The following is an 18,642-nucleotide window of genomic DNA, read 5'->3' on the forward strand; positions in this document are numbered from 1 at the left end:
CGGCGAATCCAACGGATATTCATCGATCTGACAAAAAGCATCGCGAGCAAGCTCACTCCTACAGGTGCCTTGTACCCAAGGCTGAAACATTTCTGCCCCAACCCGCCCGTGACTGGCATTATGTCGGTCATCGTCAACAACAGACCGGACGTAGTGGCTCTGCGCTACCGCAAGGTCGTATGCGACATCGACTTCTTTTCCATGGGCCGCACTGTGGCGGCCGCTGCTGGCTGGAGCGACACAATGAGTGAGAGCGCTTTTGCGGAGCGTATCGTGCAGAACCTGCTCGATACCGACCTCTACAAGCTGAGCATGATGCAGGCTGTGCTGCACAACTACCCGAACGTCGATGTGGAATGGGAGTTTCGCTGCCGCAACGCCGAAGACCTGCGGCCTTACCTGATGGAAATCCGCCATCAGATCGAACAGCTCTGCGACCTGTCTCTGAGCCTGGAAGAAACCGGCTTCCTCGAACGCATCAACTTCATGAAGCCGGACTTCCTGCGTTTCCTCGGTTTGTTCCGTTTCAACCTGCGCTACGTGACCACCAGCGTCGAAAACGACGAACTGTGCATCCGTCTGGCCGGCCCGTGGCTGCACGTGATCCTCTTTGAAGTGCCGATCCTGGCCATCGTCAGCGAAGTGCGCAACCGCTACCGTCACCCGAAAACCCTGCTCAGCCAGGCCCGCGACCAGCTCTACCGCAAGTTCGACTGGCTGACCGCCACCGCCACGCCCGATGAGCTGGCCGAGCTTAAAGTGGCCGACTTCGGCACCCGCCGGCGCTTCTCCTTCGCCGTACAGGAAGAAGTGGTGTCGGTTCTGAAGAACGACTTCCCCGGCCAGTTCGTCGGCACCAGCAACGTGCATCTGGCGCGCAAATTCGACCTCAAGCCGCTGGGCACCATGGCCCATGAATGGATCATGGCCCACCAGCAACTCGGCCCGCGCCTGATCGACAGCCAGATTGCCGCCCTCGACTGCTGGGTCCGCGAATACCGCGGCCTGCTGGGCATCGCCCTGACCGATTGCATCACCACCGACGCCTTCCTCGGCGACTTTGACCTGTTCTTCGCCAAGCTCTTCGACGGCCTGCGCCATGACTCGGGCGACCCGGTGCAGTGGGCGGAAAAGTGCATTCGCCACTACCAGAACCTCGGCATCGACCCGATGAGCAAAACCTTGGTGTTCTCCGACGGCCTGAACCTGCCCAAGGCGCTGGAAATATTCCGTGCCTTGCGCGGTCGGATCAATGTCAGCTTCGGCATCGGCACCAACCTGACCGCCGACATCCCCGGCACCACGCCGATGAGCATCGTGCTGAAGATGACCGCCTGTGCCGGCCAGCCGGTGGCGAAAATTTCCGACGAACCCGGCAAGACGCAATGCAAGGACCCGGAATTCGTCTCGTACCTGCGTCACGTATTCAAGGTGCCAGCCTGACTCGAGCACCGCGTTTTCTGTCTTTGAATGCCTACTTTTCCTTCTCTGCACAAGGAGTTAATCATGCAAGCCGTACAGCTCGAGATCGCCCAGGCGCTCAAGGTTCAGGCACCGTTCGCCAGTCAGGGTGAACTGGACGCCGAAGTCACGCGCCGGGTGCAGTTCATCAAGGACTGCCTGCAGAACGCCCGGATGAAAGTGCTGGTGCTGGGCATCAGCGGCGGCGTCGATTCGCTGACCGCCGGCCTCATGGCCCAGCGTGCCGTGCGCGAACTGCGCGAAAGCACCGGCGACAACGCCTACCAGTTCATCACCGTGCGCCTGCCGTACCACATCCAGCACGATGAGCACGAAGCCACCGCCGCCGTGGATTTCATCAACCCGGACGAACGCCACACCGTGGACATCGCGCCGTCGGTCAAGGGCCTGGTCGAACAGGTCAAGGCTTTCGAGGGCCAGTCCGAGAGCGCCGTGGACTTCGTCAAAGGCAACGTCAAGGCACGTACGCGCATGGTCGCGCAGTACACCATCGCCGGCGTGCGCGGCGGCCTGGTGATCGGCACCGACCACGCGGCGGAAGCGGTGATGGGTTTCTTCACCAAGTTCGGTGACGGTGCCTGCGACCTCGCACCGTTGAGCGGTCTGGTGAAAAACCAGGTACGTGCGATTGCCCGTCGCTTCGGCGCGCCGGAGTTCCTGGTCGAGAAAGTACCGACTGCCGACCTTGAAGACCTGGTGCCGGGCAAACCGGACGAAGCTTCCCACGGCGTGACCTACGTCGAGATCGACGCCTTCCTGCATGGTCAGCCGCTGCGTCAGGAAGCTTTCGACATCATCGTCAACACCTATCGCAAGACCCAGCACAAGCGCGATTTGCCGTACGCACCTTGATACAGCAGCCACTTGTAGGAGTGAGCTTGCTCGCGATTGCGTCATACCTGTCAGCGCATCAGTGTCTGAAGGCCCTCATCGCGAGCAAGCTCACTCCTACAATGGATGGCGTTGGTCAGAACGAACGCAAAATCCCGCTTCATTCAAAAACGGAATGAACCCGTCGTTTTTTTTCGCTTGTCCGCCCTGCCCCGTCAACGCTTACATAGCGGCCTGACTTTCTCGCTCAGAGCGCTGCCCCATGACTGATTTTCAAGGCCTGTTCTCCCTCGTCGCCGGCACCGTCGGCCAACCCGCCGCCGACTGGCTCCGCCAGCGCGTGGAAGTCCCGCAGGCGCTGCAGGATTTTTCCTGGAGCGAGGATGCCATTCACCGCGTCTGGCTCGCCGAAGCGTTGAACCTGTGCCTGTTCCACAAGCTGGTGGAAGCGGTGCCGGACGGCCTGCGCTATGTCGACGAGCAATTTGAAAGCGGGCGCAAAGTGGTGTTCGACCATGGCGCCATCCGTACCGTCGACTGGGTCGACAACGGCGAACTGCCCCGTGGCCGTCTGGCCTTTTCGCGGCTGCTGGAGCCGCTGGGCTTCACCGACGTGCGCACTTACCCGTTGACCAAGCTGAACATGACCGGCTGGGGTTATCGGCAAATGGACCTGCCGGAAGACATCGCCCAGTTCTTCGTTTCCGAGCTGCATCCGGGCCGTCTGAGCCAGGCGTTCCAGAGCGCCGTAAGCCGCGTGGTCGGTTCCAGCCGCGATCCGCTGGGCAGTGAAGACCTGAGCATCCTCAAGCGCCTGCACAGCACCCGCCATTGCAGCCTTGCAGAAGCCACCCGCCTGTTGCCGGGGCTGTATCGCGCATTCGGACGCCAGCACGGTGTGGTGCAGGAAGCCGACTACCGTCAGTTGCTCAGTGAAAGCGCGGAGATGGCGTGGATCGCCACCGAAGGGAATGCCTTCAACCACCTGACCGACCGGGTCGCCGACCTTGAAGCCACGGTGGAAGAACAGATTCGTCTGGAACGGCCGATGAAAGACAGCATCGAGGTGTCGACCTCCGGGCGCGTCATGCAGACCGCCTACAAGGCCTGCACCGTCAGCCGCGATTTGCTGGATGCCGAAGGTGTGATCAAGGCGCACAAGGTGCCGGGCTCGTTCGTCGAGTTCATCCAGCGCAAGATCGACCCGGACACCGGCAGGCTGGATCTGAACTTCGACAGCAGCAATGCCCAGGGCATTTTCAAGATGACGGCTTCGTAAGCGCGTCTGATTGGCGGAACGTGGGGACATCTGTAGGAGCGTGGCTTGTCCCGCGACCGGCTGCGAAGCAGTCGTAAATCCGGTAAATGCGGTGTGTCAGGCGAACCGCGTGTGCAGGGTTTACGACGGGTTCCCCGCCGGTCGCAGGACAAGCCAGCTCCTACAAGTCCATCAAACAGCGCGCATCACTTCAGCGTAACAGTGCCTTTCATCATGCTGATGTGGCCCGGGAAGGAGCAGAAGAAGCCGTACTTCTCGGCGGCGTCCAGCTTGGAGACGTCGATTTTCAGCGAGTCGGTTTCGCCGGCGCCGATGATCTTGGTGTGCGCGATCACGCGGGCATCACCGTCCTTCAGATAATTCTTGTCGATCCCCGCACCCAGGCCGTCGGTGGCGATCGGCTGCATGTCGGCTTCCTTGCTGATCACGATGTTGTGACCCATGACGTTCTTCGGCAGGCTGCCGGAGTGAGTCAGGTTGACGGTGAATTCCTTGCAGCTCTTGTCGATTTCGATGGCCTTGCTGGTGAAGGACATCTGGTCGGTGGAGTCGACGGTGACCGAACATTCTGCCGCCAGCAGGTGCCCACTGGCCAAGGTCAGCAGGGATGCAGCGACGAGTTTGCGAATCATGGTGAGTCTCCTGAATGGGGTGGACTTGTTTTTGTATACAAAGATTGCCTGAAATCTAAACAATTTATCAACCGCTGTTCATGAAATCTGCCACGGCAGGCTCTATCAGGCCCATCGAGACAATCAAGCGGCTGACCGTACAGTGTCCTCCTATGATGGCGTTGTCACTCATCAATTAGGACGATCTTCATGCAACTCAATAGCCTTTTTCGCAGCCTGCTCGCCGCCTACGCCTGTGGCGCGAGCGGTAGCCATGCCGGACTTGATGCTTATAGAAACGAATGAGCGCGGGAAATCTGTAGGAGCTGGCTTGTCCTGCGACCTGCCGGGCACCGACAGTAAATCCGCCCCGTGCGGTGCATAGGACACGGCCAGTGAATCTGGTTTTACGACTGCTTCGCAGCCGGTCGCGGGACAAGCCACGCTCCTACAGGTGACGCAGTCGTCTTCACTCTCCCAACGGCATCACTGTCACCCGCACTTCCGGATCGTGGTTGCCGCCGCCGAGGATCACCCCGCGCAGCGGTGAAACATCGGAGAAGTCGCGGCCCCAGGCCAGGCTGATGTGCTCCAGCGCCGGCTGGATGTTGTTGGTGGGGTCGAAGTCGACCCAGCCCAGCACCGGGCAGAACACCGACACCCAGGCGTGGGAAGCGTCGGCGCCGATCAGACGTGGCTGGCCGGGCGGTGGCTGGGTCAGCAGATAGCCGCTGACATAACGCGCCGCCAGCCCGCGTGAACGCAGACAGGCCAGCATCAGGTGAGCGAAGTCCTGGCAGACACCGCGACGGGTCTCCAGCACCTGCACCAGCGGCGTCGCCACCTGGGTCGCTTCGCCGTCGAAGGTGAACTCGTCGAAGATCTTTTCCATCAAGGCCTGGGCGCACAGCAGCAACGGTCGATCCGTCGGGAAGCAACTGGCAGAGAACTCGACGAAAGATTGCTTGAGATGCACGTAGGGTGACTCGAAGCGATAACGGCAGGCGTCGAGCAGGTCCGCCGACATCTTCGACGCACTGTAGGTCAGCGCGCTGCGGGTGTCTTCCCACGGCGCCGAACGGGTGAAGTCCAGCGGTGGCCGCGCCAGCACTTCGATGCGCAGGCGCGCGCTGACTTGCAACTCGTCATGGGGCCGCTCGAAGGCCAGCCGGGTCAGCGGGTTGCCGAACACATCCAGCTCGTCGCGGCGCGTGGTCGGCACCGGGCTGATTTCCAGATGCTGCTCCAGGCAGCGCTGCCACGGATTCTGCCGTGGCCACAGGTGCGCCAGTTGCTGGGCCAGCGACACCGGGCTGTCGTACTTGTAATGGGTATCGTGAAGGATCTGGTAATGGGCGCTGTTCATCAGACGGACACCGTGCGCTGGCTGACATCATCGACATGGGCGAAATGGCGCAAGGCCAGACGGTCGGAGACCTGGCCGCTGGTGTCGCCAATGCTTTGCAGCAGGTCCGCCAACCCGTGCAGCGCGGCCTTGACACTGCTTTCACCGAACAGGCCGTTTTCCAGACAGCCCAGGTCGAACACCGCCAGCCGCTGAATCAACACCGTCAGACTGTTGTCTCGCGGTGCGCCGAAATCTTCGTTCAGGCGTTTCAACGAACGCGCCACCAGCTTGAGCTGGAACAGCACCGCGTGGGGGTTCTGGTCGTCAAGCAGCAACAGGTCGAGCACCGGAATCAGCTGCGGCAGGGCTAAATAACGCGAACGGTAGGTGATGCTGCTGTTGCCCAGTTCCAGCAGCCATTCCAGTGCGTCCTGATCGAACACGGCATCGCTGCGCAGGAAAGCCGCCAGGCTGGTACTGAGGAACTGCAGACGCTCGATGCGCCGGCCCATCATCAGGAAGCGCCAGCCTTCGTCGCGGGTCATGTCGTCCAGCGCAAAGCCGGACAGCGCCGCCAGCGACATCACCAGCCGGTTGAGGAAATCCAGCAATTCGCCGAAATCCGGCTCATCGGTGTCCAGACTCGCCGCTTCGCGCTGCAATTCCACCAGCGCCTGCCAGTTTTCCCGGGACAGCTTGCCGCGCACCTGCGACGCCGCCCACTGCATGCGTTGCAGGTTGGCGCGCAGGCTGAACGGCCAGTCTTCGCCGAGCATCGCGGTGAGCAGCCGATCCGGCAGTTCGCCGCCCTCTTCGCGGTCGTCCTCGGCCGGCAGCAGATGCAGGCGCTGAGCCAGCTCTACCGCCGTTTGCAGGGCCAGCGGGTCGTCACCGTCGACGTAACGGCCAAGCATGATCCGCAGCAGCCGCGCACTGTCGTCGCAGCGTTCACAGTAGCGACCGAACCAGAACAGGTTTTCCACCACCCGCGACGGCAGATACGGGTCGCGGCGGATCAGGTCGTGAACACCAAGGGAGCGCCGGCCTTTCCACGGCTCGCTGCCGAGGGTGCGCTCACCGAGAATCCAGGTGTCCTTGCTGGCGCCGCCGCGCTGCATCGACACCACGTCGGCGTCGGCTTCGGCGGCCACCCGGGTCAAGCCGCCCGGCAGCACGCGATAGCCATCAGCATCGGCCACTGCATACACACGCATGCCAATGGCGCGGGGCTGCAATTGCTCGTCCTCGCCCTGCCAGACCGGCGCCTGGGAAAGCTGCGCCAGCTCTTGAGCGACGTAAGCGTAAGGCCGCGCCTGCATCTTCGCGGCGAGGGCCTGACGCTGTTTTTCATCGAGATCGCGGCCAAACACCGGGCTGAAACTTTGCGACGGAAACGCCGGTTTGATCAGCAGCTCCGGCATCTTTTCCAGCGCCTGGGCCAGTACCGGCGGCTCGCCGCACCACCAGGTCGCCACCGACGGCAGGATCAGTTCCTCGCCAAACAGGTGCTCGTTGATCTTCGGCAGAAAACCCAGCAAGCCCGGCGATTCCAGCACGCCGCTGCCCAGGGCGTTGGCCACCAGCACCCGGCCCTGGCGCACGGCTTCGAGCAGGCCCGGCACACCCAGCGCCGAGTCGGTGCGCAGTTCCAGCGGGTCGCAGAAATCGTCGTCGAGCCGGCGCATGATCGCGTGGACACGACGCAGGCCACTGAGGGTTTTCAGGTACACCGTGGCGTCGCGCACGGTCAGGTCACTGCCCTCGACCAGTGGATAACCGAGCTGACCGGCCAGATACAGGTGCTCGAAATAGCTTTCGTTGAAACGACCCGGCGTCAGCAGCACCACCAGCGGCGCCTCATGGCGGCTCGGCGCCTGACGGGCGAGGGTTTCCTGCAAGGCGCGGAAAAAGCCGGACAGGTGCTGCACATCAAGGTCGCGGTACAGCTCGGGAAACGCCCGCGACACGATCAGCCGGTTCTCCAGGGCATAACCGGCCCCCGACGGCGCCTGGGTACGGTCGGCGGTGACCCACCAGCGGCCATCCGGCGTGCGCGCCAGATCCACCGCGTACACGTGCAGAAAGGTGCCTTCCGGCGGCGTCACGCCCTGACACGGCCAGAGAAAGTTGTTGTGACCAAAGACCAGTTCAGCCGGCAGCAGCCCCTCAGCGATCAGCCGCTGCGGCCCGTACAGGTCCGCCAGCACGGCATTGAGCAGGCGCGCACGCTGGGCAATGCCGGCGGCCAGTTGCTGCCATTCCTCGACCGGAATCAGGTGCGGCAGCAGGTCCAGCTCCCACGGACGGTCCGCGCCCTTGGGATCGGCATAGACGTTATAGGTGACGCCGTTTTCCTGAATCTGCCGGGCCAGCAGCGCCTGACGTTGCAGCAGTTGCGCCGGGGTGCTGCGCTGCAGGTGCTCGTACAGGCGCAACCAGTGCGGGCGGACCGCGCCGCTGGCGTCGAGCATCTCGTGATAGGAGCCCGCAGAGAGCGGGTATCGGTCAAGCAGGTCGGGCATGGGGGGCTCGGCAGAGTACTAAAGCAGTCAGATTAGCGCAGACAATGTGACACGCGAGGCGCGCTTCCCTGCTGCCCCTTTTGTTGTTCCGGCCTGCCCGCTGAACGGCGCAGGCAGGTTGTCCGGGCCGTTATCGGTGCAGACGCAGATCCAGCGTCATGGGCATTTCATCATTACGGGTCAACGCGGGCAGCGTCAGTTTTCCGGGACGGTGGCCGATGCGGAAAAACCGCGCTAGACGCCGGCTTTCCGCTTCGTTGGCGTTGACCGGCAGGGTTTCGTAATTGCGCCCGCCGGGGTGGGCGACATGATACTCACAGCCGCCCAGCGAACGCTGCATCCAGGTGTCGACGATGTCGAACACCAGCGGCGCATGCACCGGGATGGCCGGTTGCAGCGCGTTGTACGGCTGCCAGGCCCGATAGCGCACACCGGCGACGAACTCGCCGATTCGCCCGGTCGGTTGCAGCGGCACGGGTACGCCGTTGCAGGTCAGCACATAGCGCTCCGGCGGCAGACCGCTGACCTTCAGTTGCAGACGCTCCAGCGACGAATCGACATAACGCACCGCACCGCCGCCACTGCCCTGCTCGCCCAGCACATGCCAGGGTTCGAGGGCCTGACGCAGTTCCAGCTCGATGCCACTGACCGCGTAATCGCCGACTTTCGGGAAGCGGAATTCCAGGTGCGCGGCGAACCATTCGGCGCGCAGTGGATAACCGGCGGCGTTCAGCTCGACGATGACGTCGGCGAAATCCTGCTCGATGAAGTGCGGCAGCATGAAGCGGTCATGCAGTTCGTTGCCCCAGCGCGCCAGCCGTGGCGGCGCATAGGGTTCGCGCCAGAAACGCGCGACCAGCGCCCGCAGCAACAATTGCTGCGCCAGGCTCATGCGCGCATGGGGCGGCATTTCGAAGGCGCGCAACTCCAGCAGGCCCAAACGCCCCGTTGCACCATCGGGCGAATACAGTTTGTCGATGCAAAACTCGGCGCGGTGGGTGTTGCCGGTGACGTCGATCAGCAGGTTGCGCAGCAGCCGGTCGACCAGCCACGGCGGGCATTCTTCGCCCGGCGCAGGCATTTGCGAGAAGGCGATCTCCAGCTCGTAAAGCGAGTCGTTGCGTGCTTCGTCGACTCGGGGCGCCTGGGAGGTCGGGCCGATGAACAGCCCGGAAAACAGATACGACAGCGACGGGTGGTTATGCCAGTAGCTGAGCAGGCTGCGCAGCAGGTCTGGCCTGCGCAGGAACGGCGAATCTCCCGGCGTGGCGCCGCCCAGCACGAAATGGTTACCGCCACCGGTGCCGGTGTGGCGACCATCGATCATGAATTTCTCGGTGGTCAGTCGGGTCAGGCGGGCCTGTTCGTAGAGGAATTCGGTGCGCTCGACCAATTCGTCCCAGGTGGCGGACGGCTGCACATTGACCTCGATCACGCCCGGGTCCGGGGTGATGCGGAAGTTGGCCAGACGCGGGTCGAAAGGCGGCTCGTAGCCTTCCAGCAACACCGGACAACGCAGTTCTTCGGCGGTGGCCTCGATGGCCGCCACCAGTTCAAGGTACGCCTCAAGGGACGGCAGCGGCGGCATGAACAGGTACAGACGCCCGCCACGCACCTCGGCGCTCAGCGCCGTGCGGGTCAGCCAGTCGGCAGACTCGTCGATTTGCGGGACGCGCTCGGCATTGATGTCGTCCTGCTTGCTCAAGGCGTCGAGCCGGGCCTGAACTTCGTCACGATCAGGCAGTTCGGCAAAGTCCTGATTGGGGTCAGCCGGGTGGATGTAGGGGTATTCGGCGGCCTTGACCCAAGGCTGAGACGCCAGCGGCAGGCGATAGCCCAGCGGCGAATCGCCCGGTACCAGTCGGCAGTGTTCGCCACGCAGATACCAGCGCCCGCTCTGCCAGCGGTCATCGGCGGCAGTGCGCGCCAGCGGCAGCACATGGCCGACGACCTTATCCAGGCCTTGCGAGAACACCTTGCTCAGCCGCGCCCGCTCCATTTCATCGCTCAGGCGCGGATCTTCGGCGTTGACGTTGCTGGGCAACGCGCCCTCGCGCCACAGGTAATAGAAATTGTCTTCGTAGGCAGCAAAAACATGCCGCGCCGGCAGTTTCAAACGCTCGGCGACGCTGGCAAGGAAGCGCCCTGCGGTCGCGCTGTCGGTGCCGTAATCTTCGTTCTCATCGGCGATCAGCGCCTTGTTGCGCCACACCGGCTCACCGTCGCGCCGCCAGAAGCAGTTCAGCGACCAGCGCGGCAGTTGCTCGCCCGGATACCACTTGCCCTGACCGAAATGCACCAGCCCCTGCGGCGCGTAGTGCTCACGCATGCGCTGGAACAGCTCGGCGGACAGCACGCGCTTTTTCGGACCCAGCGCGGCGGTGTTCCACTCGGCGCCGTCGCGGTCATCGATGGAGACGAAGGTCGGCTCGCCGCCCATGGTCAGGCGCACGTCGTCGCGCAGCAGGTCGGCATCGATCTGCCGACCCAGCGCTTGAATCTCCTGCCACTGCTCTTCGCTGTACGGCTTGGTGACCCGCGGCGCTTCCCAGATGCGCTCCACCGACATGTCGTGGCTGAATTCGGTCTTGCACGGTTCGACCAACCCGCTGATCGGCGCCGCCGAGGACGGATCGGGGCTGCACGCCAGCGGAATGTGCCCTTCCCCGGCGAACAGCCCGGACGTCGCATCCAGGCCGACCCAGCCGGCGCCAGGCAGATACACCTCGCACCAGGCGTGCAGATCGGTGAAATCGACATCAGTGCCTGACGGACCGTCGAGCGCGGCGACATCGGCCTTGAGCTGGATCAGGTAACCAGAGACGAACCGCGCCGCCAGCCCCAGATGCCGCAACAGTTGCACCAGCAGCCAGGCCGAGTCGCGGCACGAACCGGAGGCGTTTTCCAGGGTGAATTCCGGGGTCTGGATGCCCGGTTCCATGCGGATCAGGTAATTGATGTCGTGGGCCAGACGCTGGTTGAGGTTGACCAGAAAGTCGATGGCCGGCACCGGCGTGCGCTCGATGCTGTCCAGGTACGCCTGAAACTTCGGCGTCAGCGGCAGTTTTTCCAGGTACGGCAGCAGTTCGTGATGCTCTTCCTTGGCGTAGTTGAACGGGATCTTCTCGGCGTACGGCTCAAGGAAAAAGTCGAACGGGTTGAACACCGCCATTTCGGCGACCAGATCCACCTCGATGCGCAGCTCATCGGTCTTTTCCGGAAACACCAGACGCGCCAGGTAATTGCCCTGCGGGTCCTGCTGCCAGTTGATGAAGTGACCTTCCGGCAGGACTTTCAGCGAATAGGACAGTACACGCGTACGGCTGTGAGCCGCCGGACGCAGCCGGACGATCTGCGGGCCGAGTTCAACCGCTCGTTCGTAGCGGTAATGCGTGACATGGTGCAAGGCGATGTGAATCGACACGGCGTGCCTCCTGCGAGCCTGGAAGGTTGCCAAACCGCGCAAGACTTATGCCATCCGGGGCACAACCTGCGGGTTCGGTGCGGGTGCTGCCCGCTCAGCTAAGCACAGCACCAAAATCGCGCCAGCATCGGCGGACAGTGCGAGGGTCGCACGGAAATGAGGCGATCGGGGTTATTTCCCCTTCGTCAGCGTCACGCCTTGCTGGCGAAGCTCCACCATCCGTCGGCGCCATTGCCGGTGACGGCTGCTGTTGAGCAGGCACAGCCCGATCAACGGACTGAACACCCCGACCGCGTAAACCGGCCTCACCGGGCGATGCTCGATGGCAGGCAAGGTGAAGCACAGGCAGGCCAGCAATTGCAGAGCGATGCCCCAGACCCACGCGGCTCGCCCCTTCAACAGCATCAGATGACACAGGACCAGCAGCGCGAGAAATACCGCAACCGTCACAATCACCACACGCAGGCTGACCGACAGCGAGTGATCCTGAAAGAACGTGGTGACGCCGAGCAAGGCAGCCATGCCGACAGAGTTGATCGCCAGCACGACCACGGCGGCCACCACCGGCCAATAGCGACGGCCAAGCGTCAATGACAGGGCGCTGTCGGCAGCGGGGCTGCGCGGCAACATTGAACTCATGGTGGGGCTCCTCTCAGCGGAAAGCCCTGGAGGATAGAAAGACAGCAGCGTCGCCAGAGTAGGAATGGAAATCCTGCGTCGTAGGATTCTTCTTTTTTTGCAGTGAGCAGGGGATGACTCAGCGCTGGTGAGGCTGTCTGCCCAATCCCCTGTACAACAGGCCTCCCTGTGGGAGCGAATTCATTCGCGATAGATTTTTCAGCCAACAGTCCCGTGTGGCCTGTACCAACATCTCGCGAATGAATTCGCTCCCACATCAGGCCCGGCGTCAACCAGTGGGCAAGCCAGAATGCAAAACGCCAGCTCGAAAGCTGGCGTTTTGTGCATCAGGACGCGGTTAGCGCGGGAAGACCGGCTGGCGCGACGGCTTCTTGCTCTTGCCGCCCTTGCCCTTGGCGGCCTCGGCGCGTTCCTTGGCGGCCTGTTTGTTGCGGGCGGCTGCGGCGGCCTTGGCTTCTTCGCGCTTGTCCCACGGCTTGCTGCCATCGCTCGCACGCGGCGGCAGACCGGTGTGCTGGGTCAGCAGCTTGGTGGTCTTGGCGACTTTGTGGCTGCCGGCCGGCGTCGAGTTCTTGCGCCGCGCACTCTGGTAGCTGTCGCTGTCCGGCTGGTGCAGCGGGATCAACTGATGCTTGCCCGGACCGATCAGATCGGCACGGCCCATGCGCTCCAGCGCCTCGCGCAGCATCGGCCAGCCCTTCGGATCGTGGTAGCGCAGGAACGCCTTGTGCAGACGGCGTTGCTCTTCGCTCTTGACGATAGTGACCGAGTCACTCTTGTAGGTGACCTTGCGCAGCGGGTTCTTGCCGGAGTGGTACATGGCGGTCGCGCTGGCCATCGGCGACGGGTAGAACGCCTGCACCTGGTCGGCACGGAAACCGTTTCCCTTGAGCCACAGCGCCAGGTTCATCATGTCTTCATCGGTGGTGCCCGGGTGGGCGGCGATGAAGTAAGGAATCAGGTACTGCTCCTTGCCCGCTTCCTTCGAGTACTTCTCGAACATGCGCTTGAAGCGGTCATAGCTGCCGATGCCCGGCTTCATCATCTGGTTGAGCGGGCCTTCCTCGGTGTGCTCCGGGGCGATCTTCAGGTAGCCGCCGACGTGGTGAGTCACCAGTTCCTTGACGTACTCCGGCGACTCGACCGCGAGGTCGTAGCGCAGGCCGGAGGCGATCAGGATCTTCTTCACACCCGGCAGTTCACGGGCGCTGCGGTAAAGCTGAATCAGCGACGAGTGGTCGGTGTTCAGGTTCGGGCAGATGCCGGGGAACACGCAGGACGGCTTGCGGCACGCGGATTCGATTTCCGGGCTCTTGCAGGCGATGCGGTACATGTTCGCGGTCGGCCCGCCGAGGTCGGAAATTACGCCGGTAAAGCCTGGAACCTTGTCGCGGATCTCTTCGATTTCACGAATGATCGAGTCGTGGGAGCGGTTCTGGATGATGCGGCCTTCGTGCTCGGTGATCGAACAGAAGGTGCAGCCACCAAAGCAGCCACGCATGATGTTCACCGAGAAACGGATCATGTCGTAGGCAGGAATCTTCTCCTTGCCATACGCCGGGTGCGGAATGCGCGCGTAGGGCATGCCGAACACGTAGTCCATTTCTTCGGTAGTCATCGGGATCGGTGGCGGGTTGAACCAGACATCGACTTCGCCGTGCTTCTGCACCAGCGCACGGGCGTTACCCGGGTTGGTTTCCAGGTGCAGCACGCGGTTGGCGTGGGCGTAGAGAACCGGGTCGTTGCGCACTTTCTCCATGGACGGCAGACGAATGACCGTCTTGTCGCGGGTCATGCGCGGGCTCGCCAGGATCTGCACGACCTTGGCTTCGTTAGGGTCTTCGACCTCGCCCTTTTCCTGCTCGATGGCGCAGGCCTGGGTGTCCTGGGTGTTGACGTACGGGTTGATGATCTTGTCGACCTTGCCCGGACGGTCGATGCGCGTGGAATCGACTTCGTACCAGCCTTCCGGCGTGTCACGACGAATGAACGCGGTGCCGCGAACATCGGTGATTGTTTCGATCTTCTCGCCGTAGGACAGACGGTTGGCCACCTCGACGATGGCGCGCTCGGCGTTGCCGTACAGCAGAATGTCGGCGCTGGCGTCGATCAGGATCGAGTTGCGCACCTTGTCCTGCCAGTAGTCGTAGTGAGCGATGCGACGCAGCGAAGCCTCGATGCCGCCGAGGATGATCGGCACATGCTTGTAGGCTTCCTTGCAGCGCTGGCTGTAGACCAGGCTCGCGCGGTCCGGGCGCTTGCCAGCGAGGCCGCCCGGCGTGTAGGCGTCGTCGGAACGGATCTTCTTGTCGGCGGTGTAACGGTTGATCATCGAGTCCATGTTGCCGGCCGCGACACCGAAGAACAGGTTCGGCTCGCCGAGCTTCATGAAGTCGTCTTTGTTGCGCCAGTCGGGCTGGGCGATGATCCCGACGCGGAAGCCTTGCGACTCCAGCAGCCGGCCAATGATCGCCATGCCGAACGACGGGTGATCGACGTAGGCATCACCGGTGACGATGATGATGTCGCAGGAATCCCAGCCAAGCTGATCCATCTCTTCCCGGCTCATCGGCAGGAAGGGCGCCGGCCCGAAACATTCGGCCCAGTACTTCGGATAATCAAATAATGGCTTGGCTGCTTGCATGTCAGGACCTGCGCGTTGGCACGCTGAAAAATCGCGGGCGCGGAATATAGCACAAATTTTGATCAAATCCGACGGTGTGGGTCGGATTTGTGGTTGGGGTGATTTGAGGGTGTTTGGCTTGGGATTGTTACATTGATGCCCTTCGGGCGCATCGCGAGCAAGCTCACTCCTACATTTTTTGCAACGTGCCGCAGTCTGACAGACCGCGTTGTCAGCCTTTGGGCCAGCCTCAAGATCAGGCTAGCCACGCAAAGCGAACAACGGAGGACCATCAGACTGCGGCACGTTTAAAAAAAGTAGGAGTGAGCTTGCTCGCGATAGGCCCGAAGGGCATCAAAGTCGCGATATCAAGCCAACATCACTCATCATCATCAAAGTTATAACTACCCGGCGCCAAATTCTCGAAGCGGGTGTACTTGCCAATGAAGGCCAGCCGCACGAAACCGATCGGGCCGTTACGCTGTTTACCGATGATGATTTCGGCGATGCCCTTGTGCTCGGTTTCCGGGTGGTACACCTCGTCCCGGTACACGAACATGATCACGTCGGCGTCCTGCTCGATCGCTCCGGATTCACGCAAGTCAGAGTTCACCGGGCGCTTGTTGGGGCGCTGTTCCAGCGAGCGGTTGAGCTGGGAGAGTGCCACCACCGGGCAGTTGAATTCCTTCGCCAGCGCCTTGAGGGAACGGGAGATCTCGGAAATCTCGTTGGTCCGGTTGTCGCCGCTGGAGCCGGGAATCTGCATCAGCTGCAGGTAGTCGATCATGATCAGGCCGACGTCACCGTGTTCGCGTACCAGACGACGGGTGCGCGCGCGCATTTCCGAAGGGCTGATACCGGCCGTGTCATCGATGAACAGCTTGCGGTCGTTGAGCAGATTGACCGCCGAAGTCAGGCGCGGCCAGTCATCATCGTCCAACTGACCGGAACGCACCTTGGTCTGATCGATGCGCCCGAGCGAGGACAGCATACGCATGATCAGCGATTCGCCTGGCATCTCCAGCGAGTAGACCAGCACGGCCTTGTCGCTGCGCAGCACGGCGTTTTCCACCAGGTTCATCGCGAACGTGGTCTTACCCATCGACGGACGGCCGGCGACGATGATCAGGTCGGAGGGCTGCAGGCCGCTGGTTTTCTCGTCCAGGTCGGTGTAGCCGGTGGACAGGCCGGTGATGCCTTCACCCATGTTGAACAGGGTGTCGATGCGGTCGATGGCTTTGGTCATCAGCTCGTTGACGCCCACCGGACCACCGGTCTTGGGCCGCGCTTCGGCGATCTGGAAGATCTGCCGTTCTGCCTCGTCGAGGATCTCTTCGGCGGTACGCCCTTCCGGGTTGAACGCGCTGTCGGCGATCTCGTTACTGATGCCGATCAATTGGCGCAGCGTGGCCCGCTGGCGAACGATCTGTGCATAGGCCTTGATGTTGGCGACCGACGGCGTGTTTTTCGCCAGTTCCGACAGATAACCGAGGCCTCCCACCTGAGAGGTCTGACCTTCCTTGTCCAACTGTTCGGACAGGGTGACGACGTCGATGGGCAGGTTCTGATCGGCCAGTTTTGCGATGGCACGGAAGATCAGGCGGTGATCATGTCGATAGAAATCGCCGTCCGAGACCTGATCCAGCACGCGCTCCCAGGCGTTGTTGTCCAGCATCAGACCACCGAGTACAGCCTGTTCGGCCTCGATGGAATGCGGCGGCACCTTCAGCGCAGCGGTTTGCAGATCGTATTGCTCGGGAGCGGAAATATCGTTCATGGCCACAGAGTGTCAGGGGGTTTGCAATCAGAATACTCAGAAATGACAAAGGGCACGACCTGATAAACAGGACCGTGCCCTTTGCTGACCGGTTGGCGACAAGTCGTCAACCGGTCGGATTTCAGCACCGAAGTACCGAAATCAAGCAGCTTACGCAGCCACCACGACAACGCGGACGGTAGCTTCAACGTCGCTGTGCAGGTGCACGGCAACGTCGTACTCGCCGACGTTACGGATGGTGCCGTTCGGCAGACGAACTTCAGCTTTGGCCACTTCAACGCCAGAGGCGGTCAGTGCGTCAGCGATGTCGTGAGTACCGATCGAACCGAACAGCTTGCCTTCGTCACCAGCGGTGGCAGTGATGGTCACTTCCAGCTCAGCCAGTTGGGCAGCGCGAGTTTCGGCAGAAGCCTTCTTCTCTGCAGCCAGTTTTTCCAGCTCGGCACGACGCTCTTCGAAAGCGGCCAGGTTGGCAGCGGTCGCAGCGGTGGCTTTGCCGAAAGGCAGCAGGTAGTTACGGCCGTAACCAGCCTTAACGTTTACTTTGTCGCCCAGGTTGCCCAGGTTGGCGATTTTTTCCAGCAGGATCAGTTCCATTTGGTAATAACCTCTTAACTTTAACCTTCACCGTTCGCAGAACCGTTATCGGCATCTTTCGACGCCAAGCGGCCGCGAAAATCAATCAGGCTGTCGACAATGGCAAACACCACCAGCACCGGATAAATCAGCTGCATGAACAGCAACAGCGTGACGTACAACCCCACCAGCCAGAACCGTGTCAGGTGCCTTGCGGCAACCAGACCGTGAACCAGGGCTAGCCCGGCGAACACCAGCGGCACGCTGCACAACGGTGTCAGCATCGCCAGTTGCGGACCGAAGTTCGGCCCCACCAACATGCACACCAGCAGCACCAGCATCGGTGCCCGCGGGAGCCGCAGACTGCGAAATTCGCGTCCGAAACCGCCCGGGTTATACAACAACGCCTGCCAGTAACGCCCAAGGATCAGGCATACCACGCTGACGATCTGCAACACCGCTGCGATCAGGCCGTTGAGGACCGGTGCAATCAGTGCTTCCAGACGCGCTCGCTCGTCTACCGACATCTGCTGGTAGACATCCCCGAAGACGTGCGGCAAGAGTTTCTGCAACTCCCCCGCCATGGCTTCGATGGGCTCGCGGAATACCGCCCCCAGAACCACTGCATACAACAATCCCAACGCTACGCTGACCAGCAGCACGCGCCCCCACGACTCGCTGGCGCGCAACAGCGCTGCCAACCCCCAGGAACCGAGCAACACCATCAGGGTGCGGGGTTCACCGAAATACCACCAGACCACGGCCGGCAGCAGAGCCCAGGCGAGGACGCCAACGGCGTCGCTCAATCCGCGTCGCAGGAGCACAAGGCAACCTGCGGCAGCACTCAACCAGAACAACAGCGGCAATGCCGCACATCCAGCCACTACGAGAGTGGCTTGCATGCGGCCGCGCATGATGTAGTCAGCCAAGGCGCGCATGCGATCTATCCCTTACTGCTTTTTTGTCGACGAAACCTGGTCTCAGCGGCCGTGGCTGTCGGTGTAGGCCAGCAGGGCCAGGAAGCGGGCGCGCTTGATAGCGGTGGCCAGCTGACGCTGATAACGAGCTTTGGTACCGGTAATGCGGCTAGGAACGATCTTGCCGGTTTCGGATACGTAGGCTTTCAGGGTGTTGAGATCTTTGTAGTCGATCTCTTTAACGTTTTCTGCGGTGAAACGGCAGAATTTACGACGACGGAAGAAACGTGCCATGTAATAGGCTCCTCAAAAGGTCCGTGGATTACTCGTCAGCGTTATCGCTGTTGTCACCGTTGTCGCTGTCGTCGCCATCGGCGCTGTCAGCGTGTTCGGTGCGGTCGCGACGCTCACGGCGCTCACTGCGGTTTTCTTCAGCCTTGAGCATCTCGGACTGGCCAGTGATGGCTTCGTCACGACGGATGACCAGGTTACGGATAACGGCGTCGTTGTAGCGGAAGTTGTCTTCCAGCTCGGCCAGGGCCTTGCCAGTGCACTCAACGTTCAGCATCACGTAGTGAGCCTTGTGAACATTGTTGATTGCGTAGGCCAGTTG

At 61.9% G+C, this 18,642-nt stretch carries 14 protein-coding genes; 3 read left to right on the forward strand and 11 right to left on the reverse strand.

Annotated features, from left to right (window positions below; all coding sequences use genetic code 11):
• The first annotated feature begins 243 nt into the window (after nt 1-243).
• The 3 genes from pncB to ACIPL0_RS00375 all read left to right on the forward strand — a co-directional run bounded on the left by pncB (nt 244) and on the right by ACIPL0_RS00375 (nt 3,592).
• Nucleotides 244-1,443 (forward strand): nicotinate phosphoribosyltransferase, encoded by a 1,200-nt coding sequence (pncB, locus tag ACIPL0_RS00365; RefSeq protein WP_400595014.1) that lies wholly within the window; start codon nt 244-246, stop codon nt 1,441-1,443.
• 63 nt (nt 1,444-1,506) lie between these two features.
• On the forward strand, nt 1,507-2,334 hold the full coding sequence (gene nadE / locus ACIPL0_RS00370; RefSeq protein ID WP_400595011.1) for an ammonia-dependent NAD(+) synthetase: 828 nt from the start codon (nt 1,507-1,509) through the stop codon (nt 2,332-2,334).
• 241 nt (nt 2,335-2,575) lie between these two features.
• Nucleotides 2,576-3,592 carry a DUF1338 domain-containing protein gene (locus ACIPL0_RS00375; protein ID WP_400595008.1) on the forward strand — a complete coding sequence of 339 codons (1,017 nt, stop codon included), beginning with the start codon at nt 2,576-2,578 and terminating at the stop codon, nt 3,590-3,592.
• A gap of 185 nt (nt 3,593-3,777) precedes the next feature.
• On the opposite strand, the gene azu is transcribed toward ACIPL0_RS00375, so the two are convergent.
• The 11 genes from azu to rpsF all read right to left on the reverse strand — a co-directional run.
• A complete protein-coding gene (azu, locus tag ACIPL0_RS00380) occupies nt 3,778-4,224 on the reverse strand; it encodes an azurin (protein WP_400595005.1) in 447 nt (148 codons plus the stop codon).
• A 448-nt stretch (nt 4,225-4,672) separates the two neighbouring features.
• A complete protein-coding gene (locus ACIPL0_RS00385; protein ID WP_400595002.1) occupies nt 4,673-5,569 on the reverse strand; it encodes a transglutaminase N-terminal domain-containing protein in 897 nt (298 codons plus the stop codon).
• Nucleotides 5,569-8,073: a circularly permuted type 2 ATP-grasp protein gene (locus ACIPL0_RS00390; protein WP_400594999.1), complete on the reverse strand. Its 2,505-nt coding sequence runs from the start codon at nt 8,071-8,073 to the stop codon at nt 5,569-5,571. Before ACIPL0_RS00390 ends, ACIPL0_RS00385 begins: the two co-directional genes overlap by 1 nt.
• A gap of 130 nt (nt 8,074-8,203) precedes the next feature.
• On the reverse strand, nt 8,204-11,497 hold the full coding sequence (locus ACIPL0_RS00395) for a DUF2126 domain-containing protein (protein ID WP_400594996.1): 3,294 nt from the start codon (nt 11,495-11,497) through the stop codon (nt 8,204-8,206).
• Between the two features lie 171 nt (nt 11,498-11,668).
• On the reverse strand, nt 11,669-12,136 hold the full coding sequence (locus ACIPL0_RS00400; protein ID WP_400594993.1) for a hypothetical protein: 468 nt from the start codon (nt 12,134-12,136) through the stop codon (nt 11,669-11,671).
• A 337-nt stretch (nt 12,137-12,473) separates the two neighbouring features.
• Nucleotides 12,474-14,780 (reverse strand): YgiQ family radical SAM protein, encoded by a 2,307-nt coding sequence (locus ACIPL0_RS00405; RefSeq protein ID WP_400594991.1) that lies wholly within the window; start codon nt 14,778-14,780, stop codon nt 12,474-12,476.
• Nucleotides 14,781-15,138: 358 nt separating this feature from the next.
• Nucleotides 15,139-16,536 (reverse strand): replicative DNA helicase, encoded by a 1,398-nt coding sequence (gene dnaB, locus ACIPL0_RS00410; protein ID WP_400594988.1) that lies wholly within the window; start codon nt 16,534-16,536, stop codon nt 15,139-15,141.
• A 150-nt stretch (nt 16,537-16,686) separates the two neighbouring features.
• Nucleotides 16,687-17,133: a 50S ribosomal protein L9 gene (rplI, locus tag ACIPL0_RS00415; RefSeq protein ID WP_128321538.1), complete on the reverse strand. Its 447-nt coding sequence runs from the start codon at nt 17,131-17,133 to the stop codon at nt 16,687-16,689.
• Nucleotides 17,134-17,153: 20 nt separating this feature from the next.
• Nucleotides 17,154-18,050 carry a hypothetical protein gene (locus tag ACIPL0_RS00420; RefSeq protein WP_400594985.1) on the reverse strand — a complete coding sequence of 299 codons (897 nt, stop codon included), beginning with the start codon at nt 18,048-18,050 and terminating at the stop codon, nt 17,154-17,156.
• A 42-nt stretch (nt 18,051-18,092) separates the two neighbouring features.
• Entirely contained in the window at nt 18,093-18,323 is a 231-nt protein-coding gene (rpsR, locus tag ACIPL0_RS00425; protein WP_037015707.1) for a 30S ribosomal protein S18, read from the reverse strand.
• 28 nt (nt 18,324-18,351) lie between these two features.
• Nucleotides 18,352-18,642, reverse strand: a 291-nt coding sequence (gene rpsF / locus ACIPL0_RS00430; protein ID WP_400731257.1) for a 30S ribosomal protein S6, incomplete at its 5' end; no start/stop codon positions are given.

This window comes from Pseudomonas sp. NPDC090208 (genome assembly GCF_044746785.1).
Lineage (GTDB): Bacteria > Pseudomonadota > Gammaproteobacteria > Pseudomonadales > Pseudomonadaceae > Aquipseudomonas.

Excerpts from the sequence above, each read along its gene's own strand:
- pncB (WP_400595014.1), top strand. The coding sequence starts at position 244 with ATGAGTGAGAGCGCTTTTGCGGAGCGTATCGTGCAGAACCTGCTCGAT.
- nadE (WP_400595011.1), top strand. The coding sequence starts at position 1,507 with ATGCAAGCCGTACAGCTCGAGATCGCCCAGGCGCTCAAGGTTCAGGCA.
- ACIPL0_RS00375 (WP_400595008.1), top strand. The coding sequence starts at position 2,576 with ATGACTGATTTTCAAGGCCTGTTCTCCCTCGTCGCCGGCACCGTCGGC.
- azu (WP_400595005.1), bottom strand. The coding sequence starts at position 4,224 with ATGATTCGCAAACTCGTCGCTGCATCCCTGCTGACCTTGGCCAGTGGG.
- ACIPL0_RS00385 (WP_400595002.1), bottom strand. The coding sequence starts at position 5,569 with ATGAACAGCGCCCATTACCAGATCCTTCACGATACCCATTACAAGTAC.
- ACIPL0_RS00390 (WP_400594999.1), bottom strand. The coding sequence starts at position 8,073 with ATGCCCGACCTGCTTGACCGATACCCGCTCTCTGCGGGCTCCTATCAC.
- ACIPL0_RS00400 (WP_400594993.1), bottom strand. The coding sequence starts at position 12,136 with ATGAGTTCAATGTTGCCGCGCAGCCCCGCTGCCGACAGCGCCCTGTCA.
- ACIPL0_RS00405 (WP_400594991.1), bottom strand. The coding sequence starts at position 14,780 with ATGCAAGCAGCCAAGCCATTATTTGATTATCCGAAGTACTGGGCCGAA.
- dnaB (WP_400594988.1), bottom strand. The coding sequence starts at position 16,536 with ATGAACGATATTTCCGCTCCCGAGCAATACGATCTGCAAACCGCTGCG.
- rplI (WP_128321538.1), bottom strand. The coding sequence starts at position 17,133 with ATGGAACTGATCCTGCTGGAAAAAATCGCCAACCTGGGCAACCTGGGC.
- ACIPL0_RS00420 (WP_400594985.1), bottom strand. The coding sequence starts at position 18,050 with ATGCGCGCCTTGGCTGACTACATCATGCGCGGCCGCATGCAAGCCACT.
- rpsR (WP_037015707.1), bottom strand. The coding sequence starts at position 18,323 with ATGGCACGTTTCTTCCGTCGTCGTAAATTCTGCCGTTTCACCGCAGAA.